We start from the raw sequence: 18,436 nt of genomic DNA on the forward strand, positions 1-18,436 counted from the left end.
ATAAATACTTAGACGACAGAAATCACCAAATGTTTCCTTAATAACCAATGAATATTTTTATTATAGCAAAAAAACTTCTATTTCCGTGACCCGGAAATAGAAGTTTTGCGTAATTTTTGTAAAAATTAAGAATGAAACCAGTCATACCCAACTATTAAGAGAATAACTTAGCCGCATGACGCTCTTCATACGCCGCAATTTCATCCGCATGTTGAAGGGTCAAGCCGATATCATCCAGACCTTGCAGCAAGAACTGACGGCGGTGCTCATCCAGATCAAAGCTGATGCTTAGTCCAAATTCATCATGAAGTGTATTGCTTTCAAGGTCCACGGTCAACTGGTAGCCATCATGCTCGGCTGTCCGATTAAACAGCTCATCCACTTGCTCTTCCGAAAGCTTGATCGGCAGAATGCCATTCTTAAAGCAGTTGTTGTAGAAGATATCTGCATAAGAAGGTGCAATAACAACTCTGAAACCATAATCCATAATCGCCCAAGGTGCATGTTCCCGTGACGAACCACAGCCAAAGTTAGCACGTGAGATCAAGACAGAAGCATCTTTATAGCGTGGTTTATTCATTTCAAAGGCAGGATTATCGTTACCAGCCTCATCAAAACGCCATTCGTAGAACAAAAATTGTCCAAATCCAGTCCGTTCAATCCGTTTCAAGAACTGCTTTGGGATAATCGCATCCGTATCTACATTCACCCGATCTACTGGTGCAACAATTCCTGTTAATTTTTTAAAAGCATCCATAGTTTTATCCTCCCGTGTTCTCTCTAGTTCTATGAGCTGACAGCTTCCGTCTTATAGTTCCAATCACGTACATCAGTGAAACGACCCTTTATCGCAGCTGCAGCAGCCATAGCTGGGGATACCAGATGCGTGCGTCCACCGCGACCTTGACGTCCTTCAAAGTTACGGTTCGAGGTAGATGCACAGCGTTGCCCAGGTTGCAATACATCAGGGTTCATCGCAAGGCACATGCTGCATCCCGCTTCGCGCCATTCAAAGCCCGCGTCAGTAAAGACTTTATCAAGCCCTTCCTTCTCAGCCTGCATTTTAACACGACCAGATCCAGGAACAACAATGGCAGTAACTTTGTCAGATACCTTATGGCCTTTTGCTACCACGGCAGCGGCTCTCAAATCTTCGATCCGTCCGTTAGTACAAGAACCGATAAATACATAATCAATTGAAATTTCAGAAATAGGAGTTCCAGGAGTCAAATCCATATATTCAAGCGCTTTTTCAGCAGCTTTGCGTTCATTTTCAGTGGTAAAGTCAGCCGGATTTGGCACGCTAGAGTTGATATCTGTACCCATGCCCGGGCTAGTACCCCAAGTCACTTGTGGAATCAATGTCTCCACATCGAATTCAACAACCGTATCATACTGAGCACCTTCGTCACTAACAAGACTCTTCCATCCTTCAACAGCAGCGTCATAAGCTTCGCCTTGCGGCACATATTGACGTCCACGCAGATAGTTAAAAGTAGTTTCGTCAGGAGCGATCAAGCCTGCTCTTGCTCCACCTTCGATCGACATGTTGCAGACGGTCATACGTTCTTCCATCGACAACTCACGAATAGCTTCACCAGTGTACTCAATTACGTAGCCAGTTGCGAAATCAGTACCATACTTAGCAATAACACCAAGGATCATATCCTTTGCTGTTACACCAGGATTTCTTTTACCTGTAAAGCGTACTTCCATTGTCTTAGCTTTGGATTGCTGCAAACATTGGGTAGCCATTACATGTTCAACTTCGCTTGTTCCGATACCAAAGGCCAGCGCACCGAATGCACCATGTGTGGAGGTATGGCTGTCGCCGCAAACGATAGTTTTACCAGGGTGAGTCAAGCCGATCTCAGGACCCATTACGTGAACAACACCTTGATCAATATCATTCAGGTCGAACAATCTCACACCAAAATCAGCACAGTTCTTAGAAAGTGTATCGATTTGCTGCTTGGAAATTGGATCTTTAATGTTAAAACGATCCTTGGTAGGAACGTTGTGATCCATTGTAGCGAAAGTCAGTTCAGGACGGCGAACCTTGCGGTTACTGAGGCGAAGTCCTTCAAACGCTTGTGGAGAAGTTACTTCATGAACCAAATGAAGATCGATATAAATAATGCTAGGCTTACCTTCCTCTTGATGAATAACATGATTATCCCAAATCTTCTCAAACATTGTCTTGTTGCTCATAATTTCACCTCATTAATAGAATCGTTCATTGGAAGAGAGCGTGGAGTCTCTCTTGAATGATCTAAATATAACATCACCGTCTTTATAATTCCAAGATATGATATCTATAGAAGTGATAGGTTCAACCTATAAGATTGAAGACGTTTTTTTCTGAGACCCTAGTAAGCCCACTCCTTAGACGAATGCCCTTCATACTATATCGGGTCCTAGTTGTTGAAATGCAGTGCATTTGTTAGCTCAGAAGGAGTTGGAACAATTGAAGTCAGGAACGAGACTTACCGGGCGAGTTATTTTTAAAGGTGATCAAGGGTATGAAACGGCACGTAAGAATTGGGATCCGCATACTGACAAATTCCCGAAAGTGTTTGTTTTCGCACAAAAAACACAAGATGTTGCGAACGCCATAAAATGGGCTAACGAGAATAAAGTCCCCATCCGTGCAAGAAGCGGCAGACATTCTCTGGAGGTTAATCTTTCACAGGTCACCGGAGGAATTGTCATCGATGTAAGTGAAATGAAGAAAATTAAACTAAATAAAAAATCAGGAACTGTTGTTGTGGGTACCGGAAATACAGTAGGGAGAATTGCACACACGCTTGCTGGGCAAGGATATATGGCTCCATTCGGCGATAGCCCTACGGTTGGAATCGGAGGCATCACCCTAGGTGGGGGTATCGGGCCGCTCCAGCGAACCGTGGGCCTTGTTAGTGATAATCTAATCGAACTCGAAATGGTTGATGCCAAAGGGAAAATTATTCGTGCCAATAAGAATAGTAACTCTGATCTCCTCTGGGCTTCACGCGGAGGTGGCGGGGGGAATTTCGGAGTTTACACCAGTTACAAATTCAAAGTACGTCCAGCTCCAGCTTCGGCTACCGTTTTTCGTATCACCTGGCCTTGGGATCAGTTCGAGAAGGTATTCAAAGCTTGGCAACTCTGGGCTCCTTCCGTTAATACCAAGTTGGGCAGTGAATTATCCATTGGTCCGAAAAAAGGCGGTAATGTCACTATGACGGGGCTGTTCCTCGGATCAAAAGCAGAGGCTTCTCGCCTCTTAAAGCCCGTTACGAGCGTAGGAACAACTACGAATCAAATTATCCGTTCTTTACCCTATACAAAAGTAGTGAGTTTTATGTTAGCGCCCGATCCTGTGCTAACTCAAAGAGTCAGCAACCAGTTCTCCAGCGGTTTCGTAAGAAAACCCTTCCCGGACAAAGCAATTAAGTCCATGCGTGAATTCTTAGAGAAAGTGGAGGGAGAGTTCGCAGGTTTCTTTTTCCTCAACTGGGGTGGAGCTGTGAGCCGTAAGTCACCCAAATCTACAGCCTTCTACTGGCGTAAAGCGAAATTCTATGTAGAGTGGAATAGCTCATGGATCAAGAAATCGAAAGCTGCCAGAAATATATTCGTAGTACGAAATACACGTCGGAAGCTGCAGCCATTTATCGTGGGGAGCTACATCAACGTTCCAGACCAGGGAATTAAAAATTCCGGAACAGTATATTATGGAGCGAACTATCCTAGATTACGGAGAGTCAAAGCTAAATATGACCCGGGAAATATATTTAACAACCCTCAAAGCATCTCTCCAGCCCGCAAAGTATAGTAAGACGTAATAAGATAGCATAGAAATTTGACCGGCAAACATAAAGGACTCCAGTGATTACTGGTAAACCACACCTTCCTATTTGCCGGTCAGAGCGTTCGTGCACGAACTTACATGCGAACCTATATAAAACTTCAACTTCATAGGTTATACTTATAAGTAAAAACGATCTCCCAAAGGAGTTTATACATGGAACTGAGACAACTACAATATGTCCTGCAAATCGCAGCCGAAAAAAACTTCTCCCGAGCAGCGGACAAGCTGCACATTGCCCAACCATCACTCAGTCAGCAGCTTTCCAAGCTGGAAAAAGAGCTCGGTGTAATGCTGTTCCAGCGAAATACCAGTTCTGTTGAACTGACCTATGCTGGATCTAAATTCGTGGAGCAAGCCCAAATCATCATTGATGGCGTAGAACTGCTGCGGCAAGAAATGTCTGATATTTCTGAACTGCGTACCGGTCGAGTCGTTGTAGGCAGTATGCCGATCACTGGTGCACATTTACTACCGCATGTGCTTCCGGTTTTTAAACAAAATTATCCGGAAGTGGAAATCACTCTGCTTGAAGACTCCTCCATGAACCTAGAGAAGCTTACTGCGAGTGGTCAGACTGATTTAAGCCTGCTCTCATTGCCGCTCGAAATTCCGGCTCTTGCTTACGAAGAACTGGGTGAGGAAAGGATCGATCTTGCAGTCCCACCCGAACACCCACTAGCTAAACGTAGCTTAGATGGAACTAAGACCTCTTTGGAAGAACTAAAGGACGAGCTATTTATTGTACTTAAAGAAGGTCAAGGCTTTCGCAAAATGACTATGGATCTGTGCCGAAACGCTGGCTTCGAGCCAAAAATTGTTTTTGAGAGCAATAACATGGAGACAGTTCAGTCACTGGTGGCTACTGGCATGGGGGTAACTCTTGTACCTCATTTTATCGCCCGTGCACCGCGGAGTGAATTCGTACCTGTCTACTTACCTCTAGCTGATCCAGCCCCTAGCCGAACATTAGTCGTAGCCTATCGACGTGGACGTTATTTATCCAAGGCCGCAAAGGCTTTTGTAGAAACATTTAAATCTACGGTAGCTGAACTAACTGAGGAATAGATACTTAGCCTTTCATAACCTTCTTCCAAAACATATGAAATGCCCTGATAACCAATTGCATGGTTGTCAGGGCATTTTTTCAAGTTTACCTTATAAAACTTTATGTTTTATTTACGCATATTACGCTTTGTAATCAGGCGGTTCTGATCATCTAGCACCCGAGCCGTACTTTCATTAACAGATCCTTTAACAATGAAAGTTCCGGTATGTTCCGCCACAAATTCACGAGTCACACTATTTTGAAACTCTGCTATTTCGTTTGGATCTTGGTTCTGTGCCTGCTCAGCATTGTTGCCTTTAGTCACTTCAATCCACCTCCTAGTAACAGATTATAAGTACTTTACCCCCTCGCTTAGAGGCTAAACATAATATTTAAAGCTCTCTCATGCGAGAAATAGTTCCTTCGTTTTTCCTTTGCAATGCAACCATCTCCATGGTATTCTATTGAAAATAAGTGAAACGTGCAGACGGGACCAGTAAGAATGAGTCTAACCGCGCCTAGAGAGTAAATTCCGACAGGCTGAAAGAATTTACCGCGGTTTTCGTTCCGAATCCTACCCCCGAGCGGCCTGTGCTAAACAGGACGGATCCTCCCGTTACGAGAATGAAGTCGGATGATCCCTCATCAATGAAGGTGGTACCGCGGAAGTTAATAGCTTTCGTCCTTTGCTAAGTCTAAGGATGGGGGCTTTTTGTCGTTTTCAGGATCTATAAAATACTAAGGAAGTGAACAGAAATGACGACACGAATCGTAGTCAAAATAGGCAGCAGCTCGCTGACTGGAACAGAGGGCGGTTTGAATCGCGAAGCCGTCTCCTTCTTCGCTTCAGAGATTGCCGAATTGAAGAGAAACGGCTGCGAGGTGTTATTGGTAACCTCCGGTGCTGTAGCTGCAGGCTTTCGCAGTATCGGTTACCCAACACGCCCAAAGCTACTGCATGAGAAGCAAGCAGCGGCCGCTGTAGGCCAAGTGCTGCTCATGCAGGCATATCAAGAAGCTTTTGCTGAGCATGGAATCACCACAGCACAAATTTTACTAACCCGTACCGACTTTTGTAGTCGCAGAGCCATGAATAACGCTATGATGACGGTAGATGAGCTGCTTCGCCAAGGAGCGGTGCCTGTATTCAACGAGAATGACACCGTCTCCGTAGATGAGTTGAAATTCGGCGATAACGATACTTTATCTGCGCTCGTAGCCAACCTGCTGAAAGCCAGCAGATTGCTCGTCTTAACCGACATGGATGGCTTATACAGCGGAGATCCGCGGAAACATCCCGAGGCTGTTCGTTATCAGTTCGTTGATGATATTACGCCAGAGATTTATGCTATTGCCGGTGGAGCCGGCTCTAGTGTGGGAACGGGTGGTATGCGTTCAAAAATCGATGCAGCCAAAATTGCCACACGAGGTGGCGTACCTGTCTTCGTTGGAAGAGCTACTGAGCCTGGAGATTTACAACTCGCAGCGTCAGGAACGGGTCGAGGTACTTATTTTGCAACCAAGTTATCATCCTTGCCTGTTAAAAAGCAATGGCTTGGCTTCATGTCCACCCCGCTCGGCTCCCTTTACATTGACGAAGGAGCCGTTGAAGCGCTGCTCCATGGCGGTCATAGTCTGCTGCCTGTCGGCGTCAAACATGTAGAAGGCAATTTTCATGCAGGTGATGTTGTAGAGGTCCTTGGACCTGACTCCAAGTTGCTGGGGCGCGGGATTGTGAATTACGATGACGCCCAGCTGCGCAGTATTCAAGGCTTACCAAGCCGTCAGATTGTTCCGAAGCTGGGAGAAGTACACCGGCTAGAGGTCATTCACCGTGACGAATGGATTACTTTAAGGTAAGGAAACTTGTCCATACAAAATTTAAGGAGGAATCGTCATGAGTGAAGTTGTCAATAAAACAAAATTAGCCAAGGAAACCACTGGAGTATTAGCTAGTTTAACAACCGGTCAAAAAAATGAAGCTCTCTTAGTGATGGCAGAAGCGCTACGCCGTGAGGCTCCAGCCATTATTGCTGCCAACAAGGAAGATTTGGAACGCGGGCGCTTAAGCGGCACTCCTGAGTCTATGCTTGATCGACTAGCCTTAGATGTAGGCCGAATAAACAGTATCGCTGAAGGACTTCAACAAATCGCTGTATTACCTGATCCGATTGGTGACACGCTAGAAACCATTGAGCGTCCAAATGGTCTGGGCATCCAGAAACTCCGTGTTCCACTCGGTGTCATCGGGATCATCTATGAAGCACGCCCAAACGTAACTGTTGATGCTGCTGGTCTGTGTCTTAAGACGGGTAACGCTGTTGTGCTGCGCGGTGGCTCCTCCGCTCTGTCCTCTAACCGAAAAATTGTCGAGGTGCTTCACCAAGCGCTAGCAGGGACTTCAATGCCGAAAAATGCACTTCAGCTGATCGAGGATCCCAACCGTTCCTCTGTTGATGAAATGCTTAAACTCAACGGACTACTTGATGTAATTATCCCCCGTGGAGGTAGTTCTCTGATTCAAAATGTTGTGCTTAACGCAACCGTGCCCGTTATTGAAACAGGTGCAGGCATCTGCCATACTTATCTCGACGCAAGCGCCTTGCCAGAAATGGCACAGAACATTAGCTTGAATGCCAAAGCCCAACGCCCTTCGGTCTGCAATGCCATGGAGACGCTGCTCGTTCATCGGGATTTCGCAAAAGAGTATTTGCTTTCATTAGCCGAAGCTTTCCGTGAGGTTAAGGTTGAATTGAGAGGCTGTCAGGAAACAATTTCTTATGTCCCATGGGCATTACCTGCAACATTAGAGGACTATGCTACTGAATATAACGATTATATATTAAATATCAAAATCGTCAGCGATTTAGATGAAGCTATGCAGCATATCGCCCAGTATGGAACGAAGCACTCGGAATGTATCGTAACAGAAGATCCGGATAACGCTTCACGCTTCTTACAGGAAGTAGATGCTGCAGCTGTTTACCACAATGCTTCCACCCGCTTCACAGACGGCTTTGAATTTGGATTTGGTGCAGAGATCGGCATTAGTACACAGAAACTCCATGCTCGTGGACCAATGGGTCTACCTGCCCTTACTTCAACCAAATATAAGATTTATGGAACAGGTCAAATACGAGGCTAATGCCCACGTATCTGTTTTCAATCACACCACTTTAGGAGGATTTTAGCCATGTGTCAGCAACCTTCCATTCCACTAATGAATCATAATATTGTATTTTATGGCGCTGGCTCCATGGCAGAAGCCATCGTTCGCGGGATGATTAGCCGCAGTATCGTGAAATCCGATAATGTTATTATGCTTAACCGCAGCAGTAGTGAACGTCTGGCAGAGCTAAGAAGTCGTTACGGCGTAATCGGTACAAATGATCCTGAACAAAAAACAGATTATCTACGGAACTCACCAGTAATTGTGTTAGCAATGAAGCCAAAAGATGCTGCCGAAGCGCTACGCGGACTAAGTCCTCTTCTTTCTCCAGATCAGATCATAGTTTCTGTAATCGCTGGGCTGTCCATTCGAACGATGCAAGGTCTGCTTGGTAAAGAGCAACCCATCGTCCGCACAATGCCGAATACTTCTAGTTCTATTGGTCTTGGTGCCACCGGCATTGCCTTTTCCAAAGAAGTAGATGAGAAAGGGCGACGCCTTGCACTCAACATCTTTGAAGCTGTCGGACTTACAACAGTCATAGACGAAGAACGCATGGAAACCTTGACGGGTATTTCCGGCAGTGGACCTGCCTATATTTATTATATGATGGAGGCAATGATCGCAGCTGGTATACGAGGCGGACTGCCGCTTGATCAAAGCACGCAGTTAACCGTTCAAACGGTTCTAGGTGCTGCCAGAATGGTACAGCAAACGGGTGAAGATCCAGCTGCACTTCGCAAGAAGGTCACTTCCCCGAATGGTTCTACACAAGCAGCAATAGAAGTACTAGAGCAAGGAGAATTCTTTGAAACTGTCATTGCAGCAGTAAATCGATGTGCCGAACGTTCCCGTGAAATGGGCGCTGCGCTTGAGAAAGAGCTGCATTCCTAACTAAAAAGATCGCTCCCAGACCACATTGGTCAGGAAGCGATCTTTTTTCAAATTAAACTTAGATTAACTGGTCACAACATTTCCATAAGTATCTCGAACAATCACCTTAACATTAGCCGGAGCCCCAACAGTCACGTCCAATGTGTTCCGAGAATTATCGAATAGCAGGTCTCTAGGAGTTTCCCCTAAAATGATGTATAGCGTATTCCCAACATGCTTAGTTTGAAGCAGCTGCTGCTCTTGTGCTTTTTGTAGCTTTCCTTTATTTGAAAAATAACTTCCAAATACATTTAGCTCGTTTCCACCCGTTTGATCCACTTTAATCCCATAAGGCTCGGCAGCTTGAATAATGATGGTACTAACGCCATCTGGAACGGCTCCTTTCCAATCTGGCAATGCGTAACTTTCTTGCACAGCTGAAACGGTACGGCGAAATTCCTGTGTTAATCCTAAAGAACTAAATGCTGCAAAAACCAGACAACATACTGCTATAAAACCAACGAACAGAACACTTAGCACGTCATAATACATTTTTCCTTGTCCACGAAACCATAAAGTGTATATTACAATTTCTGAGCCTAATAATATAAAAATAATCGGCCACCAAGCTAACGTCGTCTCGAACACCTCCGCGCCTCTCCACTGCGAGACCATAATTAGTGCTCCCAGAAATAAAAGACTCAGTCCCATCGACAACGTTCCTACACGCCAGCGCCTTGTTTTATCTTCCGTGACTGGACGCTCATTTGGAACAATGACTCCCTGCTGTATTTCTATCGGATTATTCAAGAGTGACCACCCGTCCCTTTTCTTCCTTTGTTATTTTTACTTCCCGCCATCAGCTTCAAACCACCGCCAATCAATAGCACGGATACAATAATGGTCCTGAAATATTCATTGACTCTATACTCCAAACGCCATTCAGGAAATCTGATATCAAGTGCTGGAACTGCGACATTCACTACAATGTAATACAGCCCTAGACACATCAGAGCAGCTCCAAGCCATCCTTGATGATTTAAAAACCCTTCTATGACTGGCTTATCCTGTAAAGGCTCACGTCCATGTCGGCTGACAAGCTGTAAGCCATCGAATAAACTGTAGAACCAAATGACTGGAATGAGGAAGAATAGCAGCGTTAAACGCAGTAGGTCCATGACATAAATACTCCCGAGGAATAGTAACATGAGCTGTAACCCTCTTTTTTGCAGCCCTAGATACATTTGTCCGGCACCCGGAAAAGCAGAAAGCAGTGTAGCCAAAACTTTGCTACGGCGCCCCTCCTCACGACCAGCCTCCATCTCTTCGAATAAGGTACGATCTACCATCTCTTCTCCAGCTTGCTTGCGATGGATTAACTGAACCGCATCAAACATACAATATAACCAAATCACTGGTAATACGCCAAACAGAAGAAGGAAAACATCACTTGACGTAATCCCTGCCAGGAATAACATCACGGTCATGAAACCGAAGAAAGAAATGAGGAAAGACAATCCTCGCTGCATCAACCCCATATGAAAATGACCCAATCCTGGAATGAACGATAATAAAATTACATGTACACGCTCATTATCGTCTGTCTTAACGGGCATTGAAGAATAATCAAAATTCGATCCATCTGGAGTCATTATCGGAGCAGGCATCTGCAGCATTTTAACCACCAGATGCAGCATCGAAACCGTCCCGATGAGCAGGAACCCCATCACACCCATGATTAGAATATCCTCGGCACCTTCAGCCACAGCTATTAAGAACGACATAAATAAGATGCCAAAGCTTAACAGAAGATAAACAATTCCCTGTGGACGTTTTCCCATATAATAATGACCTGCTCCAGGAATCAAATTAAGAAAAAAAGCTTTTAATTTACTACGCTGCTGTTGCATGTTTCATTTCTCCTCTCATCACTTTCTGCTGCCCATTAGCTGATCCAACCATCCGCTAGTTGCCTGTATGACTTGCTCGCTAAATGATAGGGAATTATCTTTTTTAGGGATCATTAGCTCCATTTGACCTGTGTGCAGCTTATCAAACATACCTGATGACATAATCAACAGCGTAAGTGACGCGGCAACCGCATAATGAAAGATTGTCTTTTCATACCAGCGATATCGCCGTCCCCCTTCTTCAACCGTCACTTGTTCCAATGCTGCTGAAGATTCCGTCATTTTAGCCCAATCTACCATAACCCTCTCTGCAAAAATAGACGAATTCTCCAATGAAGGCAGATCCTCCTGTAGCTCATCCAGCATTTCCATATAGGAAGTAAACGTTTCTTCATCTTCCAACAGCAATCGTTCCCAATCTTCTCTGATCGTTTCTTCCATGTGACCTTCAACATACGCTTTTGCTTGTTCACGTTGGTTTGGATCTTCTCCACGCTTCATCATAGCCATTCGTCCTCCTTCCAATGGTTTCGAATCCATTGTCTCGCCCTATATAATCTGGATTCTACCGTCTTCAGTGAAATCCCCTGCTCTGCAGCAATCTGATCATATTTTTTATGTTCCAGATAATAAGCCACCATAATTCCACGATGAGTTTCTGGCAGGCTATTAATTTCACTGAGCAGCCGATCCATCCGATCACGGCGTACAACACCTGACAACACATCCTCCTCGTTGGAAGCAGTCTGGCTTAGTACAAGCTCATAGTCAACAGGCAGTTCCCTAAGTCGATCACGCTTACGCTTAGCATCGATTGCCTTATTTAAGGCGATCCGTGTAATCCATGATTTCAAGCCTTGAAAACGGTAGTCAGGGAGAGATTTGTACATTTGTAAAAAAGCTTCCTGAGCAGCATCTTCCGCCATTTTGGCATCGCGTAATACAGAATAAGTAATTTTGTAAATTTGCTGACTGTATGTATTTACAAATTGGCGGAACGCATCTTCGTCACCTTGGCAAATCTGCCGAATTAATACCTCTTCTTCAATGACTCTCCCCTCCTTCCCACAGCAATAGACGCCATCGATTACAACTACCCCTGCATTTTTTTATAGAAATATTAAAAAAACCGCACTGACTTTAGCGATGGGCTAAAGCAATGCGGTTCTCTCCTGAGCAAGCTATCTTCCGCCATTGCGGAATTTTTGCGTATAGTTCTTAACATCCTGAGCGTTCTTGACCCGGTTGCGGGCCCATTCCAGCAATATTCGATCAATATAACGGAAATGAACCTTTCCTGCAAATACAGATTCCTTCAGTGCTAACAGAATCAGCTCCTCGGGATACCGGTCTTGATCCACCCAACTAGATATCGTCTCACATTCCATTGGAGATAGCGGACGTCCGAATTCCTTTTCGAAAATACTGAACAGATTTCGGCTTTCCTCTTCAGCTCCAAGTTGAGAAGGAGATGAGGGGGGCTTTCCGCCGAATCCACCCCCTGAAGCAGCCCGTGGTGCCGAGGTTGCATAGCCCCCTGCGTGCTTATCTTGCTCATGCTCTTGCACAACTGTCGCTAGATAAGCACCAAGCTTTCCGTATAACCCTGAGAAGTTGTAGCGTTCATAATGGATGTCTCTTAGTTCATCGTTGTCTCCATCGATACTAATGAAACCTTCCTTCATAAGCTTCTGCAATTCTCCTGCTAGAACAGATATGCTACGGCCTGTTACGACCTGAAGCTCCTCAAGCGAAGGGAAGTCAATCCCTTCCACCTGCCTGAAAGAAAGCAGATGGATCAGCAACATGGCCTCACTTCCGCTTAAATTCAGCTTCCGGTAATACTTCAGTAATGCATAAGGTATGACGGCCATTCCGTTCTCCAGACCGAAGGAGACGCCTTCGCCCCAGGTACTCCATCCTTTGCCGTCCATGAACGTCCCCCTTCAAATATAAGAACTTATGGGTAGAGACGGTACAGCGTACGTGGGAATGGAATAGTCTCACGTACATGGTCAAGGCCACAGATCCAAGCTACAGTACGCTCAAGTCCAAGTCCAAAACCAGAGTGAGGTACAGATCCGTAAGTACGCAGATCCATGTACCACTTGTAAGAGTCCATCGAAAGATTATGCTCTTTGTAACGCTCTTCAAGCAGTGTAGGATCATCGATCCGCTGTGAGCCACCAATAATCTCTCCGTAGCCTTCTGGAGCGATCATATCCGCACACAGCACGACTTCTGGACGATTTGGATCCGGCTTCATGTAGAACGCTTTGAAAGAAGCAGGGTAGTGAGTAATAAATACAGGTTTATCGTATGCTTCTGCGATTGCTGTTTCATGAGGTGCACCGAAATCATCACCCCAAGCAATATCTTCAAAGCCTTTATCGTTTAAGAACTTGATTGCATCGTCATAAGTAATCCTTGGGAATGGCGCTTTGATATTCTCCAGTTTGGAAATATCGCGACCTACTGCTTCCAACTCCGCACGGCAATTCTTCAATACGGATTGCACAACGAAGCTAATAAACTCTTCTTGTACCTTCAAGCTTTCTTCGTGATCTGTAAAGGCCATTTCTGGCTCGATCATCCAGAACTCGATTAAGTGGCGACGAGTCTTGGATTTCTCCGCACGGAAAGTTGGTCCAAAGGAATATACACGGCCCAGTGCCATTGCAGCAGCTTCCATGTACAACTGTCCACTTTGGGTCAGATAGGCATCCTCATCGAAGTACTTCGTGTGGAATAAGTTAGTAGTTCCCTCTGCCGACGTTGGTGTCAGAATCGGAGGATCTACCTTTGTAAATCCACTCTCGTTAAAGAACTGTTGGATTGCGCGAATAATTTCCGCACGAATAACCAGAACAGCACGCTGCTTCGAGGCACGAAGCCAGAGATGACGGTGATCCATCAAGAAATCTACGCCATGCTCTTTCGGAGTAATAGGATAATTTTCTGTAAGATGCAGGACTTCAATTCCAGTTACAGTCATTTCAAACCCGGACTGACTGCGAGGCTCCTCGCGAATAATTCCGGTCACATACAAAGAGCTCTCCTGCGTGAGGCTCTTAGCAGCATCCCATACCTCTTCAGGTACTTCTGATTTCACTACAACTCCCTGAATATAACCTGTACCATCGCGAAGCTGCAGGAACTGAATTTTACCACTGGAGCGCTTGTTGTTTACCCAACAACCGATAACAACGCTCTCTCCAACATGTTCATTCACGTTCTTGATTACACTCTTGTTAGCCATGCCTTCAATCTCTCCTCTAATTTAGCCGTTAATTCCTTGCACAATACGGTGTGTATCGCGTGCAATGACAAGTTCTTCGTTTGTCGGAACTACTAGCACTTGTACCTTGGAATCTACCGTAGAGATACGACGTGGATCGCCTGAACGAACTTTGTTAGCTTCAGCATCCAACTCAATACCCAGGAAAGTAAGGTTATTTAGCAGTTTCTCACGAAGCAATGAAGCATTTTCACCAACACCGGCAGTAAATACGATCGCATCTACACCGTTCATGGCAGCCGTATATGAACCGATATACTTGCGCAAGCGGTACTCATACATTTCAAAAGCTAGCGTGGAATTAGGCTCACCTTTTTCCATACCCTCAATAATATCACGCATGTCACTGCTTACGCCCGAAATTGCTAAGAGACCACTATGTTTGTTCAACATGGAGTTCACTTCACCTACAGACAATTCTTCCTTGTTCATTACGTAAGGAACAATTGCTGGGTCAAGGTCACCACTGCGTGTACCCATCATCAAACCTTCCAGAGGTGTCATACCCATCGAAGTATCCACGGACACTCCGCCCTGAACTGCAGTTACACTACCGCCGTTACCGATATGACAAGTAATGATCTTCAGATCTTCCAGCGGACGCTCCAAGTACTCCGCAGCAGCCTTGCTTACGAAGTCATGTGATGTACCGTGTGCGCCGTAACGACGAACTTTATATTTATTGTACAGTACTCTAGGAATAGCGTACATATAAGCTTTCTCAGGCATCGTTTGGTGGAAGGCAGTATCGAATACAACGACCTGCGGTACACCCGGCATATTTACTTCAGAAGCCGTAATCCCCATCATTGCTGCTGGGTTATGCAGTGGTGCAAGGTCAAACAATTGACGAATTTTCGTTTTTGCGTCAGCATCCACAAGTGCGGAGGCTTTGAAGAATTCACCACCATGCACTACGCGATGACCTACAGCATCAATTTCTTTAATGGATTCAATTACACCATGCTCCTTGTCTGTAAGACAAGCAAGGACTTTACGAATCGCAGTATTATGTTCCAGGATTTCGCTTACTTCTGTCACTTCCGCTTTGCCAGTCGGTTTATGATTCAGAATAGAGGAGTCCATTCCAATACGTTCAACCAAACCTTTAGCCAAAACCGATTCATCGTTCATGTTATAGAGCTGATATTTCAAAGAAGAACTACCTGAGTTAATAACTAGAATATTCATACACGGTCACCATCCTTGTCGTACTTGAAGAAGCCTTCTCCTGATTTCATACCCAGTTGTCCTGCACGTACCATCTTCTTGAGAATTGTAGAAGGGCGGTATTTCAATTCACCGTATTCACGGAACATATTTTCAAGCGCAGCAAGAACCGAATCCAAGCCGAATCTGTCAGCCATTTCAAGCGGTCCATATTGGAATTGATAACCGATACGCATAGCATCGTCAATATCCTGTGCGGAGGCAACGCCCTCTTGCAACACATGCATAGCTTCATTGATAAACAAGCAAATGAGGCGTGATGTTACAAATCCTGGGGATTCATAAATCATTACACCTTTTTTCTCAACAATCTCATCAACAAAGGATTTTGTGTCTTCAAAAGTAGCATCTGAAGTTTTCAGACCGCGTACGATTTCAACAAGATCCACTTTAGCAACAGGATATATGAAATGCATTCCGATCACGCGTTCCGGATACATTGTAGAACTTGCAAGTTCAGTCAAGCTAAGTGTTGACGTATTGCTGGCAAGAATAATGTGATTTGGACATACTTGATCCAATTGATTTAGAATCTTTTTCTTTTCTTCCAAATCCTCAACAATGGTTTCGATGACCATATCACAAGAGCTGAGCTCTGCGAAATGTGTCACTTTTTGAATGCGGCTAAGAATCAGCTTCTTTTCTGCTTGAGTGATCGCCCATTTCTCCAATTGCTTATCTAGACTTGTCTCGATCATTTCGTAAGAGTAGTCCAGTTTTTCTGCGGTTTTCTCCACCAGCAATACATCCAGGCCTTTGGCTGCTAACATTTCAGCAATACCTTGTCCCATTGTGCCACCGCCGATGACACCTATTTTTTTGAAATTCATAAAAAAGTCTCCATCCTTTCAGGTATCTATACTTTTGTATTGTACCTTGTCTGTCGCAAAAATTTATAAAGCCCGACATATAATGATATCTTAGCATGCCTGAAAAGTAAAAAAAAATAACCAGCATAAAAATTTATGCTGGTAAAAGGACGCTGTCACGAAATTGACATCGAAATTGCTCTCCAGAGAGTACTTCTTCCTTCATTAAAATGTCAAGAGAGTAATCAAATACATTTCGTTGCTTTTCAAGGTGCTCACGAGTGCGCGTCATCAGTTCATCCAATATCTTACTATTTTCCTTCATAAGCTCTTCAGTGGTAACCATTTCCAACTTGGCAATGCCCAGCGAAGTTAATCCTGACTTCATCATCGTTTCCACAATATTCAGCGCCTGATCGAAATCAGCACGTGAACCTGTGCTTCGTCCGCCATAATACATTTCTTCAGCCGCCGCTCCACCAAGGGCAATCATAATCTGATCTTCCAAATAATCTTTGGTGTACAAATACTGTTCTTGCTGAGGATTGTGCCGCACATATCCAAGGGCTTGCCCACGCGGAGTCAGTGTAACCTGACTAACGCTTCCTGGACGAAGGAGCTCTGCCATGATGGCATGTCCCAATTCATGAATAGCGACCCTCTTTTTCTCTTCGTGATTGGTTTCTCGATCCGTTTTTTCACCCATCATTACCTTGTCAATCGCCATTGACAGATGCCGCTGCTCAACTTCCGTCAAATCCTCACGCATCATATAAATCGCAGCCTCATTCATGACACTTTCCAGCTGAGCACCGGAGAAGCCATAGGCTTCTTCAGCAATTTTGTCGAGACTCACTTCTGGATGAAGAGGTTTATTCTTCGCATGCAATTCGAGAATCGATCTCCGGCCCTTCTTGTCAGGCATGTCCACTTGAATATGACGGTCGAACCGTCCAGGACGTAGCAATGCCGAATCAAGCATTTCTTTCCGGTTTGTTGCAGCTACCAGCAGAATACGCGGTGTTTCGTTATTATAAATACCGTCCATCTCAGTCAACAGCTGATTCAAGGTCTGATCATATTCACGCTGCTGCCCGCCTTCACGTTTACCGCCAATTACGTCAATTTCATCAATGAAAATAATGGCACTCTGCTTGTTCTCCTTAACAGCGCGGCTACGGGCATCCTTGAACAAATCACGAATCCGGCCGGCCCCGACACCCACATACATTTCAACAAATTCACTACCTGATGCAGCTACGAATACGGAGTTTGTATAATGTGCAGCCGCTCTGGCCATAAGGGTCTTACCTGTTCCTGGAGGACCAGTGAGCAGAATCCCTTTTAAGGGGCGAATCCCAAATTTGCTAATTTCCTCATGACGGATCAAAAAATCGAGTGCTTCACGAAGCTCTTGCTTCGCATTGTCTTGCCCGCCAATTTCTTCAAAAGTTAGCTTCGAAGGTCCTTCCTTCTTGCGTTTTTTCCCAGCGCCAGCGTTCACCGTAAGCCCGCCGCGCAAATGAGCAATTATAAGCAGTGCAGTAAGCATTCCAGCTGCTATAACAATTGGGAATATATTAATACCTAAAAAAGCCATGAAAATAAACAGTACAGGAATAAATCCGAGTAAAATTTCTTTTAGATACTTAGGCATTATTCCATACCCCCAAGGTCGCAGGTTTTCGCGGCAAAATAACGAATTTACTTTCTTTTCCATTACTCAAGCTTACATACACATTGTTGTCGTCAATTTCAGTTGTTGCTATCACATCTTTATATTCCGAATGTTGCTCTTTTAATCTATCAAGTTCTGTAGGTATAAGAGTATATTTACGGCTCTCCATGGCTTCAGCTACAGAGAACAACGCTTTATCCCAGTAATCATCTAATAATTCATTTGAATTTTGATCCACATCGAGTTTAAGTTTACGTCCTTCAATCACTGACTTTCCTTCTTTGGATACATACGATACCAGATCACGTAAATTCGTGCCCGGCTGCAAATCAAGTTTCAAAGTGACCTCATCGCGGTTAATACTAATATGTGAATTATTTACTCCCTCATAACCGGATACAATCTTTTGGAGCGGTTCCTGTAAAGCAAACTGACGATATAAAAAGAATCCTCCGAACAATAGAGTAGCCGACAGTAGAGACGTTATCAGTACAGGTACAAGACGTAATTTCAAGAAACGTCCTCCTCTCAAAGATGACAAAATGTAAACAGAATGATCAATAAATCAAAG

18 protein-coding genes are annotated in these 18,436 nt (G+C 44.6%); 5 read left to right on the forward strand and 13 right to left on the reverse strand.

What is annotated here, in order from left to right; translation table 11 throughout:
- Nucleotides 1-154 precede the first annotated feature (154 nt).
- Both leuD and leuC read right to left on the reverse strand, forming a co-directional pair.
- Nucleotides 155-757 (reverse strand): 3-isopropylmalate dehydratase small subunit, encoded by a 603-nt coding sequence (gene leuD, locus NST74_RS19895; RefSeq protein WP_042129463.1) that lies wholly within the window; start codon nucleotides 755-757, stop codon nucleotides 155-157.
- Nucleotides 758-786: 29 nt separating this feature from the next.
- Nucleotides 787-2,211, reverse strand: coding sequence for a 3-isopropylmalate dehydratase large subunit (gene leuC / locus NST74_RS19900; RefSeq protein ID WP_341114029.1), 1,425 nt, complete (start codon nucleotides 2,209-2,211; stop codon nucleotides 787-789).
- A 256-nt stretch (nucleotides 2,212-2,467) separates the two neighbouring features.
- Here leuC and NST74_RS19905 point away from each other — a divergent pair, with 256 nt between their 5' ends.
- Together NST74_RS19905 and NST74_RS19910 are read left to right on the forward strand one after the other, a co-directional pair.
- Entirely contained in the window at nucleotides 2,468-3,817 is a 1,350-nt protein-coding gene (locus NST74_RS19905) for an FAD-binding oxidoreductase (protein WP_341114031.1), read from the forward strand.
- 189 nt (nucleotides 3,818-4,006) lie between these two features.
- Nucleotides 4,007-4,918: a LysR family transcriptional regulator gene (locus NST74_RS19910; RefSeq protein WP_341114032.1), complete on the forward strand. Its 912-nt coding sequence runs from the start codon at nucleotides 4,007-4,009 to the stop codon at nucleotides 4,916-4,918.
- A gap of 107 nt (nucleotides 4,919-5,025) precedes the next feature.
- On the opposite strand, the gene NST74_RS19915 is transcribed toward NST74_RS19910, so the two are convergent.
- Entirely contained in the window at nucleotides 5,026-5,223 is a 198-nt protein-coding gene (locus NST74_RS19915; RefSeq protein ID WP_341114033.1) for a hypothetical protein, read from the reverse strand.
- A 431-nt stretch (nucleotides 5,224-5,654) separates the two neighbouring features.
- Between NST74_RS19915 and proB the strand changes: the two genes are divergently transcribed.
- The 3 genes from proB to proC are packed head-to-tail and all read left to right on the forward strand — an operon-like array spanning nucleotide 5,655 to nucleotide 8,961.
- Nucleotides 5,655-6,758 carry a glutamate 5-kinase gene (gene proB, locus NST74_RS19920; RefSeq protein WP_341114034.1) on the forward strand — a complete coding sequence of 368 codons (1,104 nt, stop codon included), beginning with the start codon at nucleotides 5,655-5,657 and terminating at the stop codon, nucleotides 6,756-6,758.
- A gap of 37 nt (nucleotides 6,759-6,795) precedes the next feature.
- Nucleotides 6,796-8,043 carry a glutamate-5-semialdehyde dehydrogenase gene (locus NST74_RS19925; protein WP_042129474.1) on the forward strand — a complete coding sequence of 416 codons (1,248 nt, stop codon included), beginning with the start codon at nucleotides 6,796-6,798 and terminating at the stop codon, nucleotides 8,041-8,043.
- 48 nt (nucleotides 8,044-8,091) lie between these two features.
- A complete protein-coding gene (gene proC, locus NST74_RS19930; RefSeq protein WP_042129476.1) occupies nucleotides 8,092-8,961 on the forward strand; it encodes a pyrroline-5-carboxylate reductase in 870 nt (289 codons plus the stop codon).
- Nucleotides 8,962-9,024: 63 nt separating this feature from the next.
- Here proC and NST74_RS19935 read toward each other — a convergent pair whose 3' ends face one another.
- The 10 genes from NST74_RS19935 to NST74_RS19980 all read right to left on the reverse strand — a co-directional run bounded on the left by NST74_RS19935 (nucleotide 9,025) and on the right by NST74_RS19980 (nucleotide 18,379).
- On the reverse strand, nucleotides 9,025-9,750 hold the full coding sequence (locus tag NST74_RS19935) for a hypothetical protein (protein ID WP_341114035.1): 726 nt from the start codon (nucleotides 9,748-9,750) through the stop codon (nucleotides 9,025-9,027).
- Nucleotides 9,747-10,850 (reverse strand): hypothetical protein, encoded by a 1,104-nt coding sequence (locus NST74_RS19940; RefSeq protein ID WP_341114036.1) that lies wholly within the window; start codon nucleotides 10,848-10,850, stop codon nucleotides 9,747-9,749. Before NST74_RS19940 ends, NST74_RS19935 begins: the two co-directional genes overlap by 4 nt.
- Nucleotides 10,851-10,868: 18 nt before the next feature.
- Nucleotides 10,869-11,354, reverse strand: coding sequence for a hypothetical protein (locus NST74_RS19945; protein ID WP_341114038.1), 486 nt, complete (start codon nucleotides 11,352-11,354; stop codon nucleotides 10,869-10,871).
- The gene (locus NST74_RS19950; protein WP_081954140.1) at nucleotides 11,351-11,899 is read right to left on the reverse strand and encodes an RNA polymerase sigma factor; all 549 of its coding nucleotides are present in this window, start codon (nucleotides 11,897-11,899) and stop codon (nucleotides 11,351-11,353) included. The genes NST74_RS19945 and NST74_RS19950 overlap by 4 nt, the downstream gene beginning before the upstream one ends.
- Nucleotides 11,900-12,031: 132 nt before the next feature.
- Complete coding sequence (locus tag NST74_RS19955; protein WP_042129483.1) at nucleotides 12,032-12,784, reverse strand: DnaD domain-containing protein; 753 nt, start codon at nucleotides 12,782-12,784, stop codon at nucleotides 12,032-12,034.
- 26 nt (nucleotides 12,785-12,810) lie between these two features.
- Entirely contained in the window at nucleotides 12,811-14,109 is a 1,299-nt protein-coding gene (asnS, locus tag NST74_RS19960; protein WP_341114040.1) for an asparagine--tRNA ligase, read from the reverse strand.
- A gap of 21 nt (nucleotides 14,110-14,130) precedes the next feature.
- Nucleotides 14,131-15,339, reverse strand: coding sequence for an acetate/propionate family kinase (locus NST74_RS19965; RefSeq protein ID WP_042129486.1), 1,209 nt, complete (start codon nucleotides 15,337-15,339; stop codon nucleotides 14,131-14,133).
- Nucleotides 15,336-16,208, reverse strand: a complete 873-nt coding sequence (locus NST74_RS19970; RefSeq protein ID WP_042129488.1) for a 3-hydroxyacyl-CoA dehydrogenase family protein — start codon at nucleotides 16,206-16,208, stop codon at nucleotides 15,336-15,338. The genes NST74_RS19965 and NST74_RS19970 overlap by 4 nt, the downstream gene beginning before the upstream one ends.
- A 133-nt stretch (nucleotides 16,209-16,341) precedes the next feature.
- Complete coding sequence (locus tag NST74_RS19975; protein WP_341114042.1) at nucleotides 16,342-17,844, reverse strand: AAA family ATPase; 1,503 nt, start codon at nucleotides 17,842-17,844, stop codon at nucleotides 16,342-16,344.
- Nucleotides 17,837-18,379: a hypothetical protein gene (locus tag NST74_RS19980; RefSeq protein ID WP_341114045.1), complete on the reverse strand. Its 543-nt coding sequence runs from the start codon at nucleotides 18,377-18,379 to the stop codon at nucleotides 17,837-17,839. Before NST74_RS19980 ends, NST74_RS19975 begins: the two co-directional genes overlap by 8 nt.
- Nucleotides 18,380-18,436: the final 57 nt, after the last annotated feature.

The sequence above is a fragment of the Paenibacillus sp. FSL F4-0125 genome, assembly GCF_038008565.1.
Lineage (GTDB): Bacteria > Bacillota > Bacilli > Paenibacillales > Paenibacillaceae > Paenibacillus_AQ.

What these genes read in the sequence shown, in the direction of transcription:
- proB (WP_341114034.1), top strand. Translation starts at nt 5,655, where the DNA reads ATGACGACACGAATCGTAGTCAAAATAGGCAGCAGCTCGCTGACTGGA.
- NST74_RS19955 (WP_042129483.1), bottom strand. Translation starts at nt 12,784, where the DNA reads ATGGACGGCAAAGGATGGAGTACCTGGGGCGAAGGCGTCTCCTTCGGT.
- leuC (WP_341114029.1), bottom strand. Translation starts at nt 2,211, where the DNA reads ATGAGCAACAAGACAATGTTTGAGAAGATTTGGGATAATCATGTTATT.
- asnS (WP_341114040.1), bottom strand. Translation starts at nt 14,109, where the DNA reads ATGGCTAACAAGAGTGTAATCAAGAACGTGAATGAACATGTTGGAGAG.
- NST74_RS19925 (WP_042129474.1), top strand. Translation starts at nt 6,796, where the DNA reads ATGAGTGAAGTTGTCAATAAAACAAAATTAGCCAAGGAAACCACTGGA.
- proC (WP_042129476.1), top strand. Translation starts at nt 8,092, where the DNA reads ATGTGTCAGCAACCTTCCATTCCACTAATGAATCATAATATTGTATTT.
- NST74_RS19965 (WP_042129486.1), bottom strand. Translation starts at nt 15,339, where the DNA reads ATGAATATTCTAGTTATTAACTCAGGTAGTTCTTCTTTGAAATATCAG.
- NST74_RS19975 (WP_341114042.1), bottom strand. Translation starts at nt 17,844, where the DNA reads ATGCCTAAGTATCTAAAAGAAATTTTACTCGGATTTATTCCTGTACTG.
- leuD (WP_042129463.1), bottom strand. Translation starts at nt 757, where the DNA reads ATGGATGCTTTTAAAAAATTAACAGGAATTGTTGCACCAGTAGATCGG.
- NST74_RS19910 (WP_341114032.1), top strand. Translation starts at nt 4,007, where the DNA reads ATGGAACTGAGACAACTACAATATGTCCTGCAAATCGCAGCCGAAAAA.
- NST74_RS19945 (WP_341114038.1), bottom strand. Translation starts at nt 11,354, where the DNA reads ATGATGAAGCGTGGAGAAGATCCAAACCAACGTGAACAAGCAAAAGCG.
- NST74_RS19970 (WP_042129488.1), bottom strand. Translation starts at nt 16,208, where the DNA reads ATGAATTTCAAAAAAATAGGTGTCATCGGCGGTGGCACAATGGGACAA.
- NST74_RS19940 (WP_341114036.1), bottom strand. Translation starts at nt 10,850, where the DNA reads ATGCAACAGCAGCGTAGTAAATTAAAAGCTTTTTTTCTTAATTTGATT.